The organism is Pseudomonas sp. PIC25, from assembly GCF_002286785.1.
GTDB lineage: Bacteria > Pseudomonadota > Gammaproteobacteria > Pseudomonadales > Pseudomonadaceae > Pseudomonas_M.
Map to the genome: position 1 here is coordinate 1 of NZ_MUJY01000047.1, position 23,017 is coordinate 23,017.

Annotated in this window: 13 protein-coding genes and 1 pseudogene; 5 read left to right on the forward strand and 9 right to left on the reverse strand. The window is 64.6% G+C overall.

All coding sequences use genetic code 11. From position 1 onward, the window contains the following. The 5 genes from BZL41_RS04610 to BZL41_RS04630 form a co-directional block, all read right to left on the reverse strand. Window positions 1-4,808: non-ribosomal peptide synthetase (locus BZL41_RS04610; protein ID WP_143518019.1), on the reverse strand; the 4,808-nt coding region annotated here is incomplete at its 3' end. Window positions 4,809-4,862: 54 nt separating this feature from the next. Beyond that, complete coding sequence (locus BZL41_RS04615; RefSeq protein ID WP_168190947.1) at window positions 4,863-7,982, reverse strand: amino acid adenylation domain-containing protein; 3,120 nt, start codon at window positions 7,980-7,982, stop codon at window positions 4,863-4,865. 40 nt (window positions 7,983-8,022) lie between these two features. After that, window positions 8,023-9,075 carry a TauD/TfdA family dioxygenase gene (locus BZL41_RS04620; protein ID WP_095598206.1) on the reverse strand — a complete coding sequence of 351 codons (1,053 nt, stop codon included), beginning with the start codon at window positions 9,073-9,075 and terminating at the stop codon, window positions 8,023-8,025. A 15-nt stretch (window positions 9,076-9,090) separates the two neighbouring features. After that, on the reverse strand, window positions 9,091-10,545 hold the full coding sequence (locus tag BZL41_RS04625; RefSeq protein WP_095598207.1) for a condensation domain-containing protein: 1,455 nt from the start codon (window positions 10,543-10,545) through the stop codon (window positions 9,091-9,093). Between the two features lie 8 nt (window positions 10,546-10,553). Then, window positions 10,554-11,552 (reverse strand): TauD/TfdA family dioxygenase, encoded by a 999-nt coding sequence (locus tag BZL41_RS04630; protein ID WP_095598208.1) that lies wholly within the window; start codon window positions 11,550-11,552, stop codon window positions 10,554-10,556. 416 nt (window positions 11,553-11,968) lie between these two features. Between BZL41_RS04630 and BZL41_RS04635 the strand changes: the two genes are divergently transcribed. The 4 genes and pseudogenes from BZL41_RS04635 (at window position 11,969) to BZL41_RS04645 (ending at window position 16,664) form a co-directional block, all read left to right on the forward strand. Further along, the gene (locus tag BZL41_RS04635) at window positions 11,969-14,038 is read left to right on the forward strand and encodes a TonB-dependent receptor (RefSeq protein WP_095598209.1); all 2,070 of its coding nucleotides are present in this window, start codon (window positions 11,969-11,971) and stop codon (window positions 14,036-14,038) included. A gap of 131 nt (window positions 14,039-14,169) precedes the next feature. Beyond that, a complete protein-coding gene (locus BZL41_RS04640) occupies window positions 14,170-15,585 on the forward strand; it encodes a diaminobutyrate--2-oxoglutarate transaminase (RefSeq protein WP_371916480.1) in 1,416 nt (471 codons plus the stop codon). 10 nt (window positions 15,586-15,595) lie between these two features. Next, a pseudogene (locus BZL41_RS29345) lies at window positions 15,596-15,712 on the forward strand (hypothetical protein); the annotation flags it as partial. A gap of 121 nt (window positions 15,713-15,833) precedes the next feature. Next, window positions 15,834-16,664: an oxidoreductase gene (locus tag BZL41_RS04645; protein ID WP_095598211.1), complete on the forward strand. Its 831-nt coding sequence runs from the start codon at window positions 15,834-15,836 to the stop codon at window positions 16,662-16,664. A 21-nt stretch (window positions 16,665-16,685) separates the two neighbouring features. Here BZL41_RS04645 and BZL41_RS04650 read toward each other — a convergent pair whose 3' ends face one another. Then, on the reverse strand, window positions 16,686-17,582 hold the full coding sequence (locus BZL41_RS04650; protein WP_095598212.1) for a LysR family transcriptional regulator: 897 nt from the start codon (window positions 17,580-17,582) through the stop codon (window positions 16,686-16,688). A gap of 255 nt (window positions 17,583-17,837) precedes the next feature. Here BZL41_RS04650 and BZL41_RS04655 point away from each other — a divergent pair, with 255 nt between their 5' ends. Further along, a complete protein-coding gene (locus BZL41_RS04655; RefSeq protein ID WP_095598213.1) occupies window positions 17,838-18,362 on the forward strand; it encodes a DinB family protein in 525 nt (174 codons plus the stop codon). Here BZL41_RS04655 and BZL41_RS04660 read toward each other — a convergent pair. From BZL41_RS04660 to BZL41_RS04670, 3 genes are all read right to left on the reverse strand, one after another. After that, on the reverse strand, window positions 18,359-19,270 hold the full coding sequence (locus BZL41_RS04660) for a LysR family transcriptional regulator (RefSeq protein WP_095598214.1): 912 nt from the start codon (window positions 19,268-19,270) through the stop codon (window positions 18,359-18,361). The genes BZL41_RS04655 and BZL41_RS04660 overlap by 4 nt on opposite strands. A 575-nt stretch (window positions 19,271-19,845) precedes the next feature. Continuing rightward, on the reverse strand, window positions 19,846-21,399 hold the full coding sequence (locus tag BZL41_RS04665; RefSeq protein ID WP_095598215.1) for a BCCT family transporter: 1,554 nt from the start codon (window positions 21,397-21,399) through the stop codon (window positions 19,846-19,848). A gap of 468 nt (window positions 21,400-21,867) precedes the next feature. Then, window positions 21,868-22,899 (reverse strand): GlxA family transcriptional regulator, encoded by a 1,032-nt coding sequence (locus tag BZL41_RS04670; protein WP_095598216.1) that lies wholly within the window; start codon window positions 22,897-22,899, stop codon window positions 21,868-21,870. Window positions 22,900-23,017 lie beyond the last annotated feature (118 nt).

Genomic DNA, 23,017 nt, shown 5'->3' on the forward strand with positions numbered 1-23,017 from the left:
AGCTCGACGCTGCGCTCCAGGCACACCGCGACCACCTGTTCGCGGCCGATGCCCTGGGCAGTCAGGGCCTGCGCCAGACGGTCGGCGCGCCGGTGCAGGGCGGCGTAGCTAAGGGTTTCGCCCTCGAACACCAGTGCCGGCGCCTCGGGGCAGTGCTGCGCCTGGAGAGCCAGGGCCTCGCTCAGGGTCGTCGGGCCGGGGTAGTGGCGCGCCGTGGCGTTCCACTCCTGCACGGTGCGCTGCCACTCCTGCGCGTCGAGCAGGCGGTGCTCGCTCAGCGGTCGCCCGGGCGCTTCCAGCATGGCCTCGAACAGTCGCACGAAGCGCTGCAGCCAGCGTTCGGCGGTGGCCTGCTCGAACAGGTCGTGGGCGAACATCAGGTTGAGTTCGATGGGCCCCTGCGGCGGCGTGACGATATGGCATTCCAGATCGTATTGCGAATGGCTCAGCGGCGTGTCCAGCACCTCGAAGTCGAGGCCCGGGAAGCGCACGCGGCGCTCCATCGGCAGTTGCTGCGCGACCATCACCTGGAACAGCGGCGCGTGGCTGAGGCGGCGCGACAGCGCCAGGTGGTCGACCAGCCGCTCGAAGGGCAGGTCCTGGTGGCGCTGGGCTTCGAGCAGCGTCTCGCTGACCTGGCGGGCCAGCTCGGCGAAGCTCGGCTGACCGTGCAAACGCACACGCACCGGCAAGTTGTTGAGCAGGATGCCGAGCAGCGCTTGGGTTTCCGCGCGGTCGCGATTGGACACCGGGGTGCCGAGGATCAGGTCGTCCTGGCCGCTCATGCGCTGCAGGAAACCGGCGAAGGCGGCGAACACCAGGCTGTAGGTGGACTGCTGAAGGCTCGCCGCGAGGCTGCGGGCGCGCTCGCTGGCCTTGGGCGACAGGCGTGCGGCGAGCATGCCGGCGCGGTTCGACTGGGTGGCCGGACGCGGGCGGTCGGTGGGCAGCTCCAGCAGGTAGTCGCTGTCGTCGCGGGCCAGTTGCGTCTGCCAGTAGTCCAGATGCGCTTGCAACGTTGCCGGTTGCAGGCGCTGCTGCTGCCACAGGCTGTAGTCGGCGTATTGGATCGGCAGCGGCGGCAACTGCGGGGCTTGGCCGGCGTGCAGGGCGGCATAGAGCTGGGTCAGCTCACGCAGGGCGAGGGTGGCCGACCAGGCATCGGAGACCAGGTGGTGCAGGGTGATGGCCAGCACGTGCTGGCGTTCGTCCAGGCGTAGCAAGCGCGCCCGCAGCAGCGGCGGGGTGGTCAGGTCGAAGGGTTGGGCGAACCAGTCTTGCAGTTCGGCCTGCACGGCAGCATCGCCGGCACCTGCGAAATCGGTCAGCGGCAGCTCGAAGCTCAGCGCTTCGACGATGCGCTGGTAGGGCTGACCATTGTCGCTGGGGAAGGCGGTGCGCAGCACCTCGTGGCGCTCGATCAGCCACTGGAAGCTGGCGCGCAGGGCCTCGACGTCCAGGTCGCCGCTCAGGCGCAGGGCGAAGGGAATATTGAAGTGGGCGCTGCCGGGGTTCAGCTGCTCGACGAACCACAGGCGCTGCTGGGCGAACGACAGCGGCAGGCGCTCGGGCCGCGGCGGTGCGACGATGCGTTCGGCCTCCGCCTGTTCACTGTTGGGGGCGCTCAGTTGCCGGTCGATGGCCTGGGCCAACTGGCGCACGCTGGGACACTCGAACAGGGTCTTGAGCGGCAGCTCGACGGCGAAGGCGGCGCGGATGCGCGACAGCATCTGGGTGGCCAGCAGCGAATGGCCGCCGAGGGCGAAGAAGCTGTCGGTGACGCCGAAGTGCTCCAGCGCCAGGATGTCCTGCCAGATGCCATGCAGGGTGCGTTCGGTTTCACTGGCCGGCGCAACGACCTCGCCGGCCGCTACGCTCCGGTCCAGCTCGCGTTGCGCCAGGCGCTTGCGGTCGACCTTGCCGTTGGCGTTGAGCGGCAGGGCGTCGAGCTCAACCAGGTGTTGCGGCACCATGTAGGCCGGCAATTGGCCGCCCAGGGCCAGCTTCAGTGCCGCCGCGTCGATGACGACGTCCTCGCGGGCGACCCAATAGCCCACCAGTTGCGCGTCGCCGCGGGCGTCCTGGTGCACCACCACCGCGGCGGCCTTCACGGTCGGGTGCTGCTGCAGTTTGGCCTCGATCTCGCCGAGCTCGATGCGGTGGCCACGGATCTTCACCTGCTGGTCGCGGCGACCGAGGAATTCGATCACCCCGTCGGCGCGGTAGCGGCCCAGGTCGCCGGTGCGATAGAAACGCGCGCCGGGGCGCAGGGGATGCTCGACGAAGGCCGCCCGGGTGCGCTCGGCGTCGTTCAGGTAGCCACGGCCGACGCCGGCGCCGGCCACGCAGATTTCGCCGGGCACACCCACCGGCAGCGGACGCAGGGCGTCGTCGAGCACGTACAGCTCGGTATTCGGCGTCGGCCGGCCGATGGGCATGGCTTGCGCCTGTTCGTCGGAGGGCACGGCGATGGCATGGAACGCCACGTCGTCGGCACATTCCGCCGGGCCGTAGGCGTTCATCAGCGGTACGTGGGCGAAACGGGCGAACCAGTCGCGGCACAGGGCCGGCGGCAGCGCCTCGCCGGTCGGCAGCAGCCAGCGCAGGGCGCCGAGGTCGGTGGCCGGCGTGCTGGCGGCGAGCACGCCGCGGATCATCGCGGGCACCGCTTCCCATAGGGTCAGCCGCTCGTCCTGCAGGGCTTGCAGCAGGCGCTCGGGATCCTGGCTGACGGCATCCGGCAGGATGTGCACGGTGGCGCCGACCAGCGGCGCGGCGAGCAACTGCCAGACCGATATATCGAAGGCCACCGAGGCGGTCTGGGCGATGCGGTCATGCTCGCCGAGGCCAAGGGTCGGCACCTTGCCGAAGATGTTGTTGAGCATGCCGCGTTGTTCCACCAGGGCGCCCTTGGGCGTGCCGGTGGAGCCGGAGGTGAAGATCACGTAGGCCAGGTCGTCGGCCGAGCCGCGCGGGGCGATGACGGGCGCCTCGCCGTGCCGCCAGAGCGGCTCGATGGCGACGCGTTGCGGCGCGGCGGCGCCGAGGCGGGTGCAGAGGTCGATTGCCAGCGCCCCTTGGCTGTCGCCGACCAGCATCAGCGGCGCCTGGCTCAGCTCGAGGATTTCCGCCAGGCGCTGCGCCGGGTGCTTGACCTCCAGAGGCAGGTAGCAGGCGCCGGCCTTGAAGATGGCGATCAGCGCGGTGAGGTGGGCCACGCCTCGCTCGGCTAGCAGGGCCACGGCGCGGTCGGGCCCGGCGCCGGCTTCGATCAGCGCGGCGGCGAGGCGGCTGGCACGTGCGTCCAGTTCGGCATAGCTGAGCGTTTCGCCCGCGCAGACCACGGCGGCCTTGTCCGGCTGGCGCGCCACCTGCTCGGCGAACAGGCTGGCGTAGGTGCGATCCAGGGGGAAGGGTTGCTGCGTGCGGTTCCAGTCCACCAGCAGCAGTTGGCGTTCCTCCTCGCTCAGCAGTTGCAGCGAGGCGAGGCTGGCGTCGGGCTCGGCGAGGATGCCGAGGACAATCTGGCGCAGGTGGCCGAGCAGGCGCTCGATGCTGTCGCGGGCGAAGCGCCGACGGTCGTAGGAGATGCGCACGGCCAGGCGCTCGCCCGGCATGACCACCACGGTAAGGCCGTAGTGGGTGTGCACGCTATGTTCCATGTCGTCGAGGTTGAAGCTCAGCTCGCCGCTGAACAGCTTGTCGTCGATGGGCGCGTTCTCGTAGACCAGGATGCTGTCGAACAGCTCCTCGCCGCGCGGAAAATCGCTCCAGCCCTGGATGTCTACCAGGGCGCTGTGCTCGAACTCGCGCAGCGCCAGGTTGTGGCGCTGCAGCGCCTGCAACCAGGACGTTCGATCTTGCTGCTCGTCGATGCGTACGCGCAGCGGCAGGGTATTGATGAACAGCCCGATCATCTCCTCCACGCCGGCCAGTTGCGGCGGGCGACCGGACACGGTGACGCCGAAGAGCACGTCGCGCAGGCCGCTGTAACGCGACAGCAGCAGGGCCCAGGCGCCCTGGAACAGGGTGTTGGGGGTGATCCGCCGGGTCTGGCAGAAGGCGGTCAGCTCGCGGGTCTGACGCGCGTCGAAACGGATCTGGCTGTCGTCGACCAGCACCGCTTCGCGGTACTGGCTCTGCCGGGTGTGGCGTTCGATCACCAGTGGCGTGGGAGCATCCAGGCCCCGCAGTTGCTCCTGCCAGAACGCCTGCGCCTCGGGCAGGCTCTGCTGCTGCAGCCAGGCGATGTAGTCGCGGTAGGGGCGCGGCTTGCGCACGCTCGGCGTACGGCCCTGGCGCAGGGCGGCGTAGGCGTCGACGAAGTCGACCATGATCAGCGAGATGCACCAGGCGTCCATCAGGATGTGGTGGAAGCTGCGGATCATCTCGTGGCGCCCGGCGCCCAGGCGTACCAGGCGTACGCGGATCAGCGGCGGCTTGGCCAAGTTGAAGCCGTTGCGCTGCTCCTGTTCCAGCAGTGCCTGGATATGCGCCTCCTGCTGCTCGGGAGCGAGGCCTTCGAGGTCGATGAATTCGACCGGATCGGCGACTTCGCGATGCACCACCTGCAACGGCTGTTTCTGGGTCTTCCAGAGGAAACTGGTGCGCAGCGCCGGGTGGGCGGCGATCACCTGCCGCCAGGCCTCGAGAAACGCCTCCACCGACAGGTCGCCGCCGATGCGGTAGCGATCCTGCATCAGGTAGACCCCGGATTCCTGGTGCAGCAGGCTCTGGAACAGCATGCCCTGCTGCAGCGGTGACAGGGGGTAGAGGTCTTCGAGGTGGTGTGCGGTCTTGTTCGTCATCCGGGTGACCTTTTTTCTAGGAATGGGTGAGGGGGCGCAAGGCAAGGCCCCGGTTCAATCGGTCGCGTTGAGTTCCGCCAACAGATCGCCGAAGGCTTCGTCGTCGAGCGCGGCCAGGGGGAAGTCCGCCGCCGTGCCAGTCGTCCTGACCTGCGCGGCGCAGCTTGCCGGCATCTGTTCGTCGGGAACGCCACGGGTGGCGACCTGGGCCATGCGCTCGATGGTTTCGCTCTCGAAGATCTGCTTGGCGCTGAGGCGGATGCCTTGCTGGTTGGCGCGCGAGACGATCTGCAGGCTGAGAATCGAGTCGCCGCCGATCTGGAAGAAGTTGTCCTGCACGCCGATGCGCTCGCGCTTGAGCACCTGCTGGCAGATGTCCGCCAGGGCCGCCTCCAGTTCGTTGCGCGGCGCCACGTAGGCGGCGCTGGCGGCGACGAGCCGATCCGGGTCGGGCAGGGCGTTGAGGTCGAGCTTGCCGTTGGGCGTGTGTGGCAGGGCCGCGAGGTGGACGAAGGCCGCCGGCACCATGTAGCCCGGCAGGCGGTCGTGAAGGAAACTGCTCAACGCCTGGGCCTCGGGCACGTAGCCGTGGCGGTCGGTGAAGTAGGCGATCAGGCGCGCGCCGCCTTCGTGCTGCTGGGCGACCACCACCGCCTCGCGCACCTCGGAATGGCTCTGCAATACGCGCTCGATTTCGCCGCGCTCGACACGGTGACCGCGAATCTTGATCTGCTGGTCGCGGCGGCCGAGGAAGTCCAGGCGGCCGTCGACGCGGCGTCGGGCGAGGTCGCCGGTGCGGTACAGGCGCTGGCCCTGAGCGATGTGCGGGTAATGCACGAAGGCGCTGGCGGTCTGCTCGGGCAGGCCCAGGTAGCCGCTGGCCAGGGTCGGCCCGCCGAGGTGGATCTCGCCGGGCTCGCCGATGGCGGCCGGCTGGCCGTGCTCGTTCAGCAGCCACAGGCCCATGCCGGGAATCGGCCGGCCGATGCTGATCGCGCGCTCGCCGGGCGCCGCGTCGCTGAGCACCTCGGCGGTGGCCCAGACGGTGGCTTCGGTCGGTCCGTATTCGTTGACCAATTGAGCCTGCGCCGCCTTGCCGCGGTGTTTGTCCAGCACGCGCGGCGTGCAGGGCTCGCCGGCCACGATCCAGGTGCGCAGGTGGGCGAGGGTGGCAGGGGCGCAGTACTCCAGCAGCGTCTCGTACAGCGACGGCAGCGACAGGCCGTGGCTGACCCGGTGGCGCTCGATCAGGCCGCCCAGCACCTCCAGGTCGAGTTCCTCGCCGCTGGCCGGCAGTACCAGCAGGCCGCCCTGGCACAGCGTCCAGTAGATGCCGGCCACCGAGCTGTCGAAGGACAGCGACGAGAGCAGCAGGTAGGCCCGCACCGGCTCGCGGTAGAAGGCCATGCGCACCTGGGTCGAGCGGCTCAGGGCGGCGTGGCTGATCGGCACGCCCTTGGGCTGGCCGGAGGAGCCGGAGGTGTAGATCAGGTAGGCGGTCTGTTCGCCGGCCGCGCTCGGCAGCGCCAGGTCGTCAGCGCTCGGAAGGTCGGGAACGGCGTCCAGCAGCAGGGTCGGCACGCTGCTGGCGACGCTGTCTTGCAGCCCGGTGGTACTGAGCAGCAGACGCGCCGCGCTGTTGTCGATCATGTAGGCCAGGCGCTCGCCCGGATAGGCCGGGTCGAGGGGCAGGTAGGCCGCGCCCGCTTTCAATGCGGCCAGCATGGCGACGATGGCCTGGCGCTCGCGACGCATGAGGATGCCGACCACGTCGCCGGCCTGTACGCCCTCGGCGCGCAGGCGCCGGGCCAGGGCATCGACCTGGGCGAGCAGCTCGCCGTAGCCGGTCACGCCGCTGCCGTCGGCCAGCGCCGGGGCGTCGGGATTGGCCAGGGCAAGCTCCTCGATCAGCGCGAGCACGCCGACATCGCGCACTTCCACCGGGTCGATGCCGGCCTGCAACTCCTGTTCCTGATGCGGGCCGAGCAGGGGCAGCGCGCCGAGCGCCCGGCCGTCCGCGCACAGGCCCTGCAGCAGCAGCGCCCATTGCTCCTCGAGGCAGGCGATGGCATTGGCATCGAAGCGCGCTTGGTCGTAGGCCAGACGCAGTTCCAGCGTCGCGTCATTGGCCGTGCGGCATTCCAGGCCGAGGGCGAACGGCGAGTGGAAGCCGCTGGCGGCGACCACGGCGCCCAGTTCTGCGGGCAAATCGAGTTCGCGCCAGGCGAAATACAAGGCGCAGGCCTGTGCGCTGTCGTAGTGATCGCGCCAGCCTCTGGCTTGACGCAGGGGGCCGAGCAGCGCCGTGGCCTGCGGCGCCAGCGGTGCCTGCAGGTCGACCTCGGCCTGCACCGGCAGGAATTGCTCGAACAGCCCCAGGGCCTGTTCCAGTCCTTCGCCCCGGCCGCTGTCGTGCCAGCCGAGCTGGATGCGCTGCTGGCCGCTGAGCCGTGCCAGCAGCACGCACCAGGCGGCGAACAGCCATTCGTCCAGGCCCATTCTGGCCTGCGCGGCCACCCGTTGCAGTTCGGCGCGTGACGGAACGCCGCCCAGCGCGTGCAGGGCGGGCTGGCCATTCGCGCTGCCGGCCGCCTGCAGGCCGTGCAGCTCGAGGGGGGCGTTTTCCGTGCGTGCCTGCTGCCAGAAACGTACTGCCTGGCCATCGGCTTCGTCCTCCAGCAGGCCGTTCTTCCACTCCGCGTAATCGACGTATTGCAGGCGCTCCTCGGCAGGCGCGCCAAGCAGCTCGGCGGCGATCAGCGTCAGGCTGGTCAGATCCAGGGCGTCGGCCGCGCCCTCGAGGCACAGCAGCCAGCGTTCGTCGGCGACCCGCACATAGCGCACCGACAGCACGCTGTCCTGCGCCAATGTGGTCTCGGCGAGACGGGCGTCGCGCTGCGCCGCACCTTCGTCACGCCAGTCCTCGGTGGCGAAGGCGACACGCGGCTGGTCCTCGATCACCTGGATCGGCAGGGCCATGCCGGGCACGGCGTGCAGCGCGGTGCGCAGGATTTCTTCGCGCTCGGCCAAGTCGTACAGGCGCGCCTCGATCTCGGCCGCCGAGGGCCCCCGGGTCACATCGATGACCAGCCGGCTGCCGCGCGCCCCGTGTTGGGCGTCGCGCCAGGCACGGGCCTGTTGTGGAGAGATGCGAAATCCTGTCAGAGCCGACATGGCGTTTCCTCGTGAACGAAGGTGAAAAGGAAGAGGCGTATCAGAGTTGTACGTCGCTGCCGGCGGTGGCTTCGGCCATGCCGGTGTAGATCTTGCGCGGGCCGCCGTAGGGCTCGCGGCCATGCACCGCGAGCATGTTGTCGAGCAGCAGCACGTCGCCGCGCTGCCAGGGGAACTTCACCAGCGCGCCCAGGTAGGCGGCGCGCAGTGTTTCCAGGACGTCCTGCTCGATGGGGCTGCCGTCGCCATAGAAGGTGTTGGTCGGCAGGTCCAGCGGCGAGAAGCCGGCGCCGAGCGAGTCGCGGATGGCCGCGGGCAGAGTGCTGACATGGAAGAAGGTGCCATGGTTGAACCAGGCCTCCTCGCCGGTACGCGGATGGCGTGCCAGCGCGGCGCCGACTTGGCGGGTGCGCAGGCGGTTGCCGTCCTTCCACTCCACCTCGATCCCCACGGAGGCGCAGTAGGTCTCCACCTCGGCGCGGTCGTCGGTCTGGAATACCGACTGCCAGGGCAGGCCGAAGCCATCGCCGTAGTTGCGCACGTAGAGAATCTTCTTGCGCCGGAAGGTCTCGACGATCTGCGGCGGAATCAGCGCCTTGACCCGGCGCACCGAGCCGATCGGCGTCTCGCCGCCGGTCTGCGACGGTTGATGGCAGTAGAAGAACAGCCGCAGCGGGAAGCGCGGCGAGTAGGAGTGCTCGTTGTGCGGGAAGATCACCTGGTCGGCGGGGTAATCCGTCGAGGTATAGATGTTGCCGCCCACCCGGGTACGCGGCGAGGCGCGGAACATGTACTCCAGCGCACCGGACGACAGCGCCCCGATGACGGCATTGAAATGCTCGACCGATTGCACGTCGAAACCGCGGAATAGGATGGCGCCATGCTGCAGCAGCTTCTGCTCCAGCGAGTCGCGGTTCTGCGCGGCCCATTGCACCAGGTCGACGCCGGCCAGGTTCGGTTCGACCAGCCAGGGCAGGTCCCAAGCCGGGTCCAGCAGGCGTTCGCCGACGATGCTCTGCTGCGACAGCACGATGGGTTTGCGGCGGGCGGCGCCGGCGATGGGGCGGTTGCCGGACGGAGGAATGGCGGTCATGCGGGCTCCTTGTCGCTACAGGCTGACGGCGCGGCGCCGGGTGGTGCCCAGGCGTGCGCGTCCTTGATCGTTGAGCGCGTGCTGTTGCCGCTGCAGGTGGGCTTGGTCCCAGCTCTGCAGTCGCTCGCGCAGGGTGCTGAGCGGCAGATCGAGCAGATCGTCGAGCTGGCGCAGCAGGTCCTGCCAGAGGCTGGCGAAGCGCGCGATCTCATCGGGGCTGAACAGCCGGCGGTCGTACTCCAGGGTGGCTTCGATGCTTTCGTTGCGGTGCATCAGGTCGAGCACCAGGTCGAAGCCGGCCAGGTCTTGGATCACCTGGGTGCTGACCAGGCGGGCCGCGCCGAGCGCATCGATACTGAAGCGGTCGCGCTGGTAGTTGAACTTGGCCTGGAACAGCGGCGAACGGTCCGCCTTGCGCTGCGGCGCCAACTGGGACACCAGCAGGTCGAAGGGCAACTGGCGGTGGGCATGGGCCAGGCGGATGGCCTGACGGGTGCGCGCCAGTAGTTCGCCGAGGCTCAGGCCGTCCTCCAGTTCGCACTTGAGGGTGAGCTGGTTGACGAAGAAACCGAAGATGTCCTGCAGCTCCGGCAGGTCTCGGCCGTGCACATCGGTACCGATGAGGAAGCGGTGCTGCCCGCTGAGATAGTGCAGCCACAGCTGGAACAGTCCGGTCAGCGTCACGAACAACGGCAGGCGCAGGCGTCGCGACGCCCGCTTGAGGTGCTCGACCTGCTGCTCGGGAATGATGAAATGATGCCGGCCGCCCTGCGCCGGCCCCTCACGGTGCACCCGTCGGGCGAATTCCAATTGCAGCGGCATGCCGGCCAGGTGGTCGCGCCAGAACGCGGTCTCGCGCTCGATCAGCGCGGTGGTCACATAACCGGGCTCCCAGGCCGCGAAGTCGGCGTACTGCAAGCGGCCGGGCAGCGGGGCGCCGGATTCCTGGGTGGCGTAGTAATGAGCGAGGTCCTGCAGGAGGATTTCGCCCGAGCGGCCGTCGAAGGCGATGTGGTGGATGGTGACGAGCAGTTCCTGTTCGCGGTCGTCGAGCTCAAGCAGGGCGGCGCGCATCACCGGGCCGGATACCAGGTCGAACGGGGTCTTCTGTTCCTCGTGCAGCAGGCGGTCGCGGGCGCGGCGGCGCTCATCCGCAGGCAGGTTGCGCAGATCGAGGGTCTTTACCTCGATGGATTGCCGCTCGGCGAGCCATTGCTCGGGGCCGGTCGCCGTGGTGCGGTAGCAGGCGCGCAGGACCGAATGGCGCAGGCATAGCGCATCCAGCGCGTGCTTGAGCCGATCCGCTTGCACGCGGGGCCCTTCGAGCGCCATGCAGATCAGGATGTTGTGCTGGGCGCGTCCGGGTTCCAACTGGTGGAGGAACCACAGGCGGCTTTGGGCGAAGGACTGACGAACGCGGCGGGCGGCTGCCTCGCCCAACGGCAGCAGGGGCGAAAAGGGCTTTTCCATGTCCGCTCCTAGGCCATCGCCACGATGACCTTGCGGTCGCCGCTGAACGGGTTGCGACCATGGGCGACCAACAGGTTGTCGAGCATCAGCACGTCGCCGGCCTGCCAGGGAAAGGCCACGCAGGTGTCGGCGTAGACCGCGCGGATGGCATCCAGCGTGGCGTCCGGGATCGGCGTGCCGTCGCCGAAGTAGACGTTGCGCGGCAGCTGCGCCTCGCCCACCGCGGCGATCAGGGCCTGGCGCAGGTCCTGCGCCATGGCGGAGATATGGAACAGGTGCGCCTGATTGAACCACACCCACTCGTGAGTGGCCGGGTGCCGGACAGCCGCCTGGCATAGCTGGCGAGTGCTCAGCTCGCCATCGGCGGACCAGCTCCAGTCGATGCCCTGCGCCTGGCAGTACTGCTCGACCTGGCTCCGCTCGTGGGTGTTGAACACCTGCTGCCAGGGCACGTCCAGTGCGCTGCTGTAGTTGCGCACATAGAGCAGCCCCTTGGCGATGAATTCCTCGCGGATGGCCGGATCGATCGCCTGGTACACCAGGCGACTGTCGGCGATGGGGGTTTCCCCGCCGGTCTGGCTCGCCGTCATGCAGTGGAACCAGATGCGCGACGGCCACTGGCGCGTGTAGGACTGCTCGTTGTGCAGGGGGATGCTCTGGTGCGCCGGGTATTCGGTGGAGCTGTAGACCCCGGCGAAGACCTTGCTGCGCGGTGTCGAGCCGAACTCGTAGGTGCCCAGCGGCATGCCGAAGCTGGCGGCGAAGCGCTTGAAGTCCAGCGGTGTCGGTACCTTGAAATTGCGGAACAGGACGCCGCCGGTCTTGCCCAGTGCATCCAGGGCAATCGCCCGGACCTCGTCGCTCAGCGCATGAATCGACTGCCGCTGCTGGCTATCGATTAAGAGGGGGAGAGGCTGGCCGTCCAGCAAGGGGGTGATGACGCAGCCGTCCCGCTCTACGGGCAAAAGACGGGTAGCAGCCGTACTCACTTCGGCAGCTTGATTCATGTTCGGGGTTTCCTTGCGGCGGAACGGGGTGGGGCGATCGGCCGGGAGTGCAGGGGTAGGGGAGCGGAAACGCAGGAGGGTGTAGCCGTGCTTGTCCGGTTTTGAACAACCGCGGCAGAGCGTTCGGTAACCCGAGCCGTAGTTGTCGTGCGTCCGTAAAAACGTTGAGCCATGGCCATTCCCTCCAGCCAAGAAATCTGCATCAGGCGTCATGTCTGCTGGCGAATTGCTACAGGCAAGACCGCTCTGCATGAGCTGAATCCAAATGATAATCACTCTCGGAAAGATTGCAAATTATCTTGCAATCAATAATATTTCGCAGCTGTGAGCTTCTGGTCTCTTTGCCGAAGCTCAGGGGAGGTGTGAGCGATCGATTCGTTCCGAGTGAAGTCAATGGCGCAGGAGCCGAGGGGTAGATGAATAATTTCAAGAAGAACACGCTGGCATTGGCAGTTGCGTCCGGCCTGATGGCCGCGACTGCCGCGCTGGCAGCCGAGGAAGCCAAGAAAGAGGAGGCGCTGCAGCTCAAAGAGGCGGTCGTCACGGGCGAGAAAATTCAGCGCAGTGAAGATAGAACGCTGTCCAGCGTCGCAGTGGTAACCAGCGAGGACATCCGCCTTCATGGCGACCAGGACCTGCAGGGCGTGCTAGACCGCACCCCCGGCGTATACGCCCAGTCGGGTAACGAGAACTGGGGTATTCGCGGCATCCAGGTAAGCGGATTCGACGACCAGGGGCCCGCTGCCATGAATGGCGCCGTATCCGTCTATGTCGACGATGCGTTGCAGGTCAACCGCCTGCTGACCCTCAACCCGCTGCCGCTCTGGGACATGGAGCAGGTGGAAATCTACCGCGGCGCCCAATCGACCACCCAGGGGCGTAACTCCCTGGCCGGCGCCATCATCATGCGCACCAAGAACCCCACCTTCGATCCCGAGTTCTCCGTGCGCAGTAACGTCGGCAAGTATGGCGAGCGTGGCGCTTCCGCCGTTGCCAATGGTTCGCTGATAGATGGCGTGGTAGCCGCCAGGCTGGCTGTGGATTACCAAACCGCCGATGGCTATATCGAGAACGAGACGCTGGACATGGACGCCAACCAGCTACGCTCGTCCAACGTGCGCGGCAAGCTCCTCATCCTGCCGTCCGAGGATCTGGACGTGCTGCTGACCTTCGCCCGCACCAAGCAGCGCAGCGGGGTCAACGCCGTGGCCGCGACCAACGGAAGGCCGGACTACTACAGCGTCTTCGAGAACACCGAGACCCACAACACCCTGGACCAGGACACGGCGACCGCCAAGCTGGACTATCGCCTGGATGACTTCTGGACGTTGACCAGCGTGACCTCTGGAACTTGGTCGGAATACCACTCGATCCTCGATTTCGATCGTACGCCAGTCTTCAATAGAAGTACGCCTCGGCATCATGAGCAGATGCTGGCCAGCCAGGAACTGCGCCTGGGCTATGCCTCGGAGCGGGTGAACGGTGTGATCGGTGCGTACCTGGGGCGCTTCGAGGGCGATATCGACGATCAACTGGTCATTGACGGGGCGGTAGGGCTGGATCAGCAGGGCGAGACCGAGATCGACAGCCAGGCGCTGTTCGGCGAGCTCAACTGGGAGTTCGTCGAAGACTGGCAACTGATCACCGGTTTGCGTTGGGACCATGAAAAAAATAGGACGCAGATACGCTACCCACTGACTCCGTCGCGTTCGGCTGACGAGGACCTCAGCTCCAGCGTACTGTTGCCGAAGATCGGCATTAGCCACGACCTGACCGAGAATCAGATTCTGGGTCTGACTTGGCAGCGTGGCTACCGCAGCGGTGGGGTGAATGTTCGCGCTGGTACCGCGCACAGACCCTACGACCCGGAGTTCACCAGTACCTACGAACTGGCCTGGCGTGGCAACTGGCTGGATCGCCGCCTGCGCACCAGCGCCAACCTCTACCACACCACCTGGAAAGATCAGCAGGTGTCCTTCCTCAATCTCAGCGACAACACCGTGCAGGTGGCCAATGCCGCGGAAAGCCGCATGATCGGCCTGGAGCTCTCCGCCGAGTACCTGGTGACCTCGCAACTGCTGGTCAATGCCGGTTTCGCCTACAACGACACCAAGTACGAAAACTTCGTGCGTGACGGTGTCGACCTCAGCGGCCGCGAGTTCGTTTTCGCACCGAAGAAAATGGCCAATATCGGCGTCAACTACACCTTCGACAGCGGCTTGATGATCGGCGGCGACGTCGTCTACCAGGGCAACAGCATCTCCAACTTCGACATCAACGATGCACGTGAAGTGACCGGCGAGCGGCGCAACGACAGCGTCACCCTGGTGAACCTGAACGCCGAATACCCCATCGGCGACCTGACGCTCAGCGGCTACGTGCGCAACCTGTTCGACGAGGAGTACATCACCAACAACCAGAGCGACAGCCTGGTGGACGTCGGCGCGCCGATGACCCTTGGCGTGGCCGCCCGCTACGACTTCTGAGGAAGACTGGCGGCGGCATGGCAATGCTGCCGCCAGGAATTGAATCACAGTTCGTTGTCTTGTCCCGCTGGCCCTTCCAGTGCCGGGCGGGTGCTGTCAGAGAACGCGCTATTGGGTAATGCGAGGATGCAATCATGAGTGTGATCAACCCGACAACGAACACCAAAATCGATCTTCAGCGCCGGCATACGGGACTCAGCGAGAGTTACTGCCTGGACACCACACCCGTTCTTCAGCGCCAGATGGCGCAAGAGTCGAATGCCCGCAGTTACCCGCGGCGCATACCCTTGGAGCTCAAGCGTGCCCGGGGAGTCTACGTCGAGGACTCGCGAGGGCAGGTGTACATAGACTGCTTGGCGGGAGCCGGCACCTTGGCGCTGGGGCACAACCACCCGGTGATAATAGAAGCGATCCAACGAGCCCTGGCCTCGGAGGTCCCTCTACATACGCTCGATTTGAGTACACCGATCAAGGACGCCTTCGTCCAAACGCTATTCGATTTGTTGCCAGGCGATTTCGCCAGGAATGCCCGGATCCAGTTCTGCGGGCCCAGTGGCGCGGACGCGGTTGAGGCTGCAATCAAACTATCCCGCACGGCGACGGGCCAACAGACCGTGCTGGCGTTTCATGGCGCCTACCACGGCATGACGCTCGGGACACTCTCGCTCAGTGGCAACCTCGGTCCGAAGAAATCACTGGGAGGGTTGTTGGCGGGTGTCCAATTCCTGCCTTATCCGTATGGCTATCGTTGCCCCTTTGGCCTGTCCGGGGATCAGTCGATCGACGCCAGTCTCCATTACATCCGCCATATGCTGAGCGATCCCGAAAGCGGCATCACCCAGCCCGCGGCCATGATTCTCGAAACGGTCCAGGGGGAGGGCGGGGTGATTCCTGCTCCGGACCGCTGGCTGCAGGGTCTCCGCAGCATCACGAAGGAACATGGGATTCCCCTGATCCTCGATGAGATTCAATGTGGTATCGGTCGAACGGGGGATATCTTTGCCTTTGAAAGCAGTGGGATCACACCCGATGTCCTGACGCTGTCCAAGGCTATCGGCGGTGGCTTGCCGCTCTCCGTGGTGGTCTACCGCGGAGAACTCGATCAGTGGCAGCCCGGCGCGCATGCCGGCACGTTCCGGGGCAACCAATTGGCCATGGCGGCAGGGAACGCGACGCTGCGGTTCATCCAGCAAGAACAGTTGACGAACCATGTGCGCAGCGTCGGCAGCCAACTGCATCGCTCGCTGCTGGGGCTGCAGGCCGAGTTCGACTGGATCGGCGATGTCCGTGGTCGAGGCTTGATGCTGGGTATGGAAATCGTGAGTCCGACGAGTTTCGATTCCCTGGGACGTCCAGCAGCAGACGGCGACAGAGCGCGCAAACTCCAACGCGCCTGCCTGGAACGCGGGCTGATCGTGGAGCTGGGAGGACGGCATGGTGCAACCGTGAGATTCCTGCCTCCATTGATTATCAGTGAAGCGGAAGTCGAGCATGTCGGACAGATTCTTTATGAAGCAGCCCAAGCTGTTCATGGATGCTCCGAGTGATGACGAAGGCGGATGGGTCGCCGAAGTGGATATCCTCAGCGGCATGCGCAGTGTCCTGAACTACCTACGGCGGCCCCTCAAGCCAGCGTGGCCCTGCTTCAGCAGGGCGCTGGCAATTGATGAATAGATTTCATCTACCTATGTCATTTTGTCGTGATTATCACAACAATCATCCCGGCATACAGTGACCTCACCCAACGAGAAGACCTCGGCATGGTGCCGGAGTCGGGGGGAGAGGAGATCTGCAAATGCGTACTTGGCTGATTACTGGTGCATCCCGTGGCTTCGGCGCTCTGATCGCGGAAAAGGCCCTGCAGGCCGGCGACGCGGTCATTGCCACCGCCCGCAAGCCCGCTGACGTCACTGCCCGTCTGGGCGCGCATCCCAACCTGCTGGCGGTGCGCCTGGATGTAACCCGCGAGGAAGAAGCCCACCAGGCCGTTGCCGAAGGCATCAAGCGTTTTGGCCGCATCGATGTTCTGGTCAACAACGCCGGCTTCGGCGTGCTGGGGGCGGTGGAAGAAACCAGCGCGGCGGAAACCGAGCGCCTGTTCGCCACCAATGTCTTCGGCGTGCTCAACGTCACCCGCGCCGTGCTGCCGCACATGCGCCAGCAGCGTTCCGGGCACGTCCTCAACATCTCGTCGATTGGCGGCTACCAGGCTTACATGGGCTGGGGCGTATACGGCGCCACCAAATTCGCCGTGGAAGGCATCAGCGAGGCGCTGCATCAGGAACTGGCGCCGCTGGGTATCCATGCCACCGTGATTGAGCCAGGCTTCTTCCGCACTGACTTCCTCGACGAACAGTCCCTGGTGAAAACCGCCCTGGAGCTGCCTGACTACGATGAAACCGTCGGCAAGGTGCGGCGCATGGCCCATGACTACAACCATGCACAACCGGGCAACCCGGCGAAGCTGGCCGATGCGCTGCTGGCCCTGGTGAACTCGCCGAACCCGCCACAACGCCTGCCGCTGGGCAGCGACACCGTGGCGCGCATCGAAGCGAAGAATCGCTTGGTCGAGCAGGAACTGCTTGCGTGGAAGGACGTGGCCCTGTCCACCGACTTCCGCGACTGATCCACGAGCGAGCGGCGGCCGCTAGACGTCGCGCCGGTCGCGAGTGAAATCGACAAAAGCCTTGAGCGCCGCCGGTAGCTGGCGGCGGCTCGGGTAATAGAGGTAGAGCCCCGGATAATACGGGCACCAATCCTCCAGTACTCGCTGCAAACTGCCGTCTTCCATCGCCGGGCGTACCAGGTCCTCGAACACGTAGGCCAGCCCGCAGCCACTCGCCGCCGCCTCAGCGATCAGCCCCATATCGTCCAGTACGAGCGGGCCGTCCACCTCCGTTTCCAGCTTGATCCCGCCACGCTCGAACTCCCAGCGATAGTACGTGCCGCTGGGGAAGCGCAGGCGAATGCAGGGCAGTTCGCGCAGGTCCTGCGGGTGCTGTGGCTTTGGATGGGCTGCGAAGAACTCCGGAGTCGCCACCACCGCCGAGCGCATGCGCGGCCCGATGGGTACGGCAACCATGTCTGCCTCCAGCGTCTCGCCGAAGCGCACGCCGGCATCGAAGCCGCCGGACACCACGTTCACCAGTGCATTGTCGGCGACCACTTCGACGCGGATGTCGGGATACGCTGCCAGGAAGCGCCCCAGCAAGGGTAGCAGCACCATCTGCACCGCCGGCCGCCCAGCATTGATGCGCAGGGTGCCGGCCGGTTTGCCACGAAAACTGTTGAGGTCTTCCAGGGCGTCGTCGATATCGCGGAATGCCGGCTGGATACGTGCGCGCAGCCGTTCGCCGGCTTCGGTCAGCGCCACGCTGCGAGTGGTGCGGTTGAACAGGCGCAGGTCCAGGCGCTCTTCCATTGCGCGCAGCGCATGGCTGAGCGCCGAGGCCGAGAGCCCCAGCTCGACCGCTGCGCGACTGAGACTGAGATGTTCGGCGATACAGAGAAACAGGCGCAGGTCGTCACTGCTGACTTTCTTCATCGGAGGCTCGGTATGGAATTGGCCGGAGCAGTGGTAGCCGAGCGGGGAAGGGGACGTCAAGCCAGGCAGTGGGACGGCCCCGCTTGACGGTTTGTCTGCACACGGCGATGTACGAGCTGGTACAAGGCTCGATGTTCCAGACATGCAGCCTTGTCGACCATATCGGGGTGATGGTCTATATCCAATAGGCGCCTGAAAGTGCGTCCCGGAGGAGCCATCCGGGGTCTATACCACCCCTCGCCGGGAGGAGTTCCCATGATCAACCTTTCCACGGCCCAGCTGTTGACCCGCTACAAGCGCTGGGCCGATCAGACCTTCTTCGCCAGCCTGGCCACATTGGCACCCGAGGAACTCGACCGCCAGCGCGTTGGCCCCATGAAGACCATGATGGCCACGCTCAATCACATGTACGTGGTGGATCGTATCTGGCAGGCCCATCTGCTGGGCCGCGAACACGGTTTCACCTCGCGCCAGGCGATGCCCTATCCGGAACTCGCCGAGCTGTGGCGAGCCCAGCAGGAGGTGAACGACTGGTACGTCGATTGGGCTGCCGGACAAACGGAGGGCGCCTTGGCCAAGCCCATCGACTTCGCCTTCGTCTCCGGTAACCGCGGCACCATGACCGCTGGCGCCATGCTGCTGCACGTGGTCAACCATGGGAGCTATCACCGTGGCTGGCTGGTGCAGATTTATTTCGAGATTCCTGCCATGCCACCCATGACCGACCTGTCGGTGTACCTCACCGAAGCCAGCCCGGAACCGTTAGCCAGTAACTGCTAGGTGTCTGGTGCGGCCATGTGTTCGACGATCTTGTTGCGCAGCCAGCGCTCGGCGGGATCGTTGTCGGTGACTTCGCCCCAGACCATTGACAGCTCCGAGGTGGCGATGGGGAAGGGAGGGTCATCGGCGCGCAGGCGACCGCCGTCGATCAATGCCTCCGCCGCATAATCCGGGACACAGGCAAGCAGTTCGGTACCCGGCAGGATCGAGCGCAGCCCGCTGAACTGCGGAACCGCCAGCACCACGCGGCGAGTACGGCCAACGTGGGCCAGGTCGTTGTCGATGTTACCGCACAAGTCACCGGAGAAGGACACCAGAGCATGTGGGCGCTCACTGAACTCATCCAGGCTCAGAGCGCCAGGGCGGTCGTCACCGCGCAGCACCTTGACCGTCATGTTGCGCAACTTGCGGCGCTTGGCATTCGCCGGCAGCTCAGTGGTGTAGCTGACGCCGACGGAAATCTCGCCCGAAGCCAGCATCGCCGACATCAGCAGGAAGTTGACCCGCCGGACTACCACGACCACGTCCGGCGCTTCCTCCCGGATCTGCTTGAGCAGTTGCGGGAACAGACCAAACTCGGCGTCGTCGGACAGACCGATGCGGAAGGTGTCGCGATTAGTCGCCGGGTCGAAGTCCCGAGCGCGGCTGACCGCACTGGAGATGGTGTCCATCGCCGGCTGCAGCTCGCGAAGGATCGTCAGGGCACGCAGGGTTGGCTCGTAGACCTTGCCGTTGCGCACCAGCAACGGGTCGTCGAAGAGGTCGCGTAGACGGGCTAGCGCAGCACTGACAGCCGGTTGACCGAGGAAGAGCTTCTCCGCGGCACGGGTCAGGTTCCTTTCGAACATCAGCGTTTCGAAGACCACCAGTAGGTTCATGTCGACGCGGCGCAGGTCGTTGCGGTTCATTCCGACTCCTTCGGGTGCTGTGAACGGCAAGTATTGTGCAAGTCAGGAGATTGTCTCGTCCGCGTCAGGAAACTTACTCGGCTTCTGCTGGGCGCTTCGGGGGGGATGGGCTACGCCGCTTGCACATCGAGCACATTATGGTGCGGGCCGAGAAAGGGTGCAGCTGTCTCTGGTTTGGGGCAAGGGGAACCGGGACAGTCTCGGTCAGAACCGAGCCTTAGCGAACGCATGAACCTCTGAATGTTTTATTTAACATAATATAGATTATGCGAACCAATATAGCTGAGACTGTGACAGCCAACCGGCACTTCAAAGCCAGCATCTTAAGCGGCTCCGGTTGTTTTCGGCTTTCGATGCCCATGCCGCCCGTGCCGCTCTCGTAGGAGCCAGCTCTGCTGGCGAAGCTCCGTTTCAAGTGAATAAATCCCCGCTCTGATAAGCCCCGGCGCAATCCGGGAAGCGTTTTCATCGTCGTTCGAAAAAGGTCCTTTCCTTCCACAAAGCGAATCGCCCCTGCGCAGCAACAGAATTGCTGACACAGGGGCGATTTGACCACGGCTATTGGGGATTGCAGATCAGCTGCGGCAGTCCTTGATCAACGCCTTGACCAACCCAATCATGAGCAACAGCATCAAGCCCATGAACGGTAGGCCCATGGCGATGGTCCCCGCCTGGATGCCTTTGAGTGCGGTATCGCCGCCGACCACGAAAAGCGTGATCGTTACCAGACCGATCATCACCAGCCACAGCACACGTTGAGGTGGCAAGGTTTCGGTGTCGCCGCCGGCGGACAGGTTGTCGACGACCAAGGCACCGGAATCCACCGACGTGACCATGAAGATCACCAGCAGGACTACGACCAGCAGCGAGGCAATGCCGCCCATCGGCAATACATCGAGGAATTGGAAGATGGCCATGCTGACATCGGTCAAACCTGCCGCCAGCGTACTGCTTCCTCCAGTGATCTGGGCAATGGCGCCGCCGCCGAATGCGGCGAACCAGAGTACGGTGACGATGGTCGGTGCCAGCATCACCATCAGGACCATCTGCCGCAGGGTGCGCCCGCGCGATACACGTGCCACGAATATCCCTACCAGCGGCCCCCAGGTGCACCACCAAGCCCAATAGAACACCGTCCAGCCCTGGAGCCAGTCCTGATCCGGACGATCGATCCAGTTGCTCAGCGGCAGGAAGAATTGCACGTAGTCGGACGCTGCATTGAAAACGCCGAAGAAGAATTGCAACAGGCCAATACCGATGACGACCAGCAGGAACAAGCCCAGGGCCAAGGCCATATTGATGTTGCTCAGCAACTTGACCCCGGCATCCAGGCCCCGCCATAAGGAGAACGCCGCTATTCCGGTTACTGCGATAATGAACAGCAACTGGAAGGCAAAGGTGTTCGGAATACTCAGGACATGACTGATGCCGGCGGTTGCCTGCATGGCGCCGAGACCGAGGGACGCGGACAGGCCGAAGACAGTCAGGACTACGGTGAACACGTCGACCAATTGTCCGGGCAGACCTTTATGAGCATCGCCGATCAAGGGTTTCAGGCCGGAACTCAGGGAAAGCGGCAGGCCTTTGTTGTAGGAAAAGTATCCGACGACCAAAGCACTGGTCAGATAGATCGCCCAAGGGTGAAAGCCCCAGTGGAAGACGGTTGCTCCCAGCGCCATATCCGCGGCCTGCGGTGTATTGGGTAATACGGCAAGGGGAGTTTTCCACCAGCCGGTATATTGCGCGACGGGCTCAGCGACGCCCCAATACAAAAGCCCTACTCCCATGCCAGCCGCAAACATCATGGAAAACCAGGAAAGCGTGCTGAACTCGGGTTTGGCATTCTCTCCGCCTAAACGAATCTTACCCAGCGGCGAAAAAGCCACCCCTGCGCAGAACAGAACGGCCATGTTCCCCATGATCATGATGAACCAGTCGAAGTTCGTCAGGACCCAGCTTTTGACACCTTCCAGTGCCTGGCCGAAAAAAGCCGGATTACTCAGCGCCAATAGAACCAGGGCAAATATGGAGAAGAACGAAACAGGAAATATGACACGATGAAAATTCAAACCCAATATTCGGATATTGAACTCCTGGCCGATAGAACTTTCTGCGGCTACAGGCTTCATGCAGGGCACCTCGTTTTTGTTGTAATGTATTACATCCAATCTTTGGCGCGTCGGATATTGAATATCCGGCCTCAAAAAACGCGGATATATGCGATAGTCGTGCGGGGTCCTTTTCAGAAAACTATTTAGTTTTCATCCGTGAATTTTTCTTCTTTCTATATGACCAATGGAGCCTCCTCCGTTGGCGACGCCTACCGAGGGTATGAACGAAGTCATGGTTATCGGTGCTTTCATCTCCCCTCCAAGATCGATGGACCGGCGTCGCTCGGCATGGCGCCCCCGGAGGACCGCCGCGAGCGTGAAATCCAGGTCATGGTGATTGATCGGCAATAGCGGTCCTTTGCTGGAAACGACCTGGGGCATATCTCGCTCCGACTGTTCAGGCCCTCTGGCGAATCGCAAATACACAAAGGCGCTTCGTTTCCGTATGCCGCGAACCTGTCGTGACCGTTTCGCGCCGGCGTTGATTTAGCCGGGGGCATGCGAACGGAATTGCCGGGGAGTGATACCAAACAGGCTACGAAAGCGTCGGTAAAAGTGGGACGCCGTGACGAACCCGCTCGCGACGGACACTTCGGCGATAGGTTTGTTGGTGTGTTGCAGCAACTGGCGCGCGTAAGTCAGGCGCAGTTCCAGGTAGTATCGCGTCGGTGTCGCGTTCACGTGGTGACAGAACTGGCGTTCGAGCTGCCGGCGGGAAATACCCACGTACCGGGCGATTTCACTCACCTCGATGGGCTCTTCGATATTGCTGTGCATGAGTTCCAGCGCCGCCTTGAGCGTCGATGGCAGGGTCGGGTCGAGATCGATGGACACGACGGACACATCGACGATGTCCCGCATCTTGTCGCAGTTCAGGACCTCCTCCACCGCATTGACCAGCTCCTGACCTGCAATCGCACGAACCACTTCCAGCATCATGCCCAGCGAACTGTTGGCCCCCGCACAACTGATGCGCGTGCGGTCGAGTACATAAGAGCGACGCGTAATGTTCACGCCCGGGAACAGCTCGGACATCATCGCCCGCCCATCCGGGTGGAACGCACAGTCATAGCCATCCAGCAGCCCTGCCTCGGCGAGGAAGTAACTTCCGTTCCAGAGGCCGCCGAGTATGGCCCCCGCCGCATCCGCCGAACGCAACTTCGACCGCAGCACCGGATCGCCTTCGAGGCGCACACGAAACCCGCCGCATACCACGATGATGTCCTGCTCCTTTTCCTTGAGTTCGGCGAAAGAACAGTCGGTGGAAATGGCGATACCCAGGTCGCTGACAACCAGGTTGTCCCTCCCCCCGACGACCCGGATTTCGAATAGCGGAGCGGAACTCATGAGATTGGCCGTGACGAGCGCATCCACCGCCCCCGTGAAGGCCATCATCGAGAAGTTTTCCCGCAGGACGAACGCCACCCGGCGCACCGACATCGTGAGGCCGGCTCGCCGGGCTTTTTCCAGGTGAGCCAGGTTCTTCAGCTTCAACACACTTTCGAAAGACGATTCCATCTCGTTGCTCATTGATCAGCGTGGCCCCTTCAGCATGGCAGAGGCAATTCGGCGGTGCGTTCCTATCGACGACCAGCCTCAGCCAAGCATTCCGGGGCGGTAAAGCTCGCAGCGTACC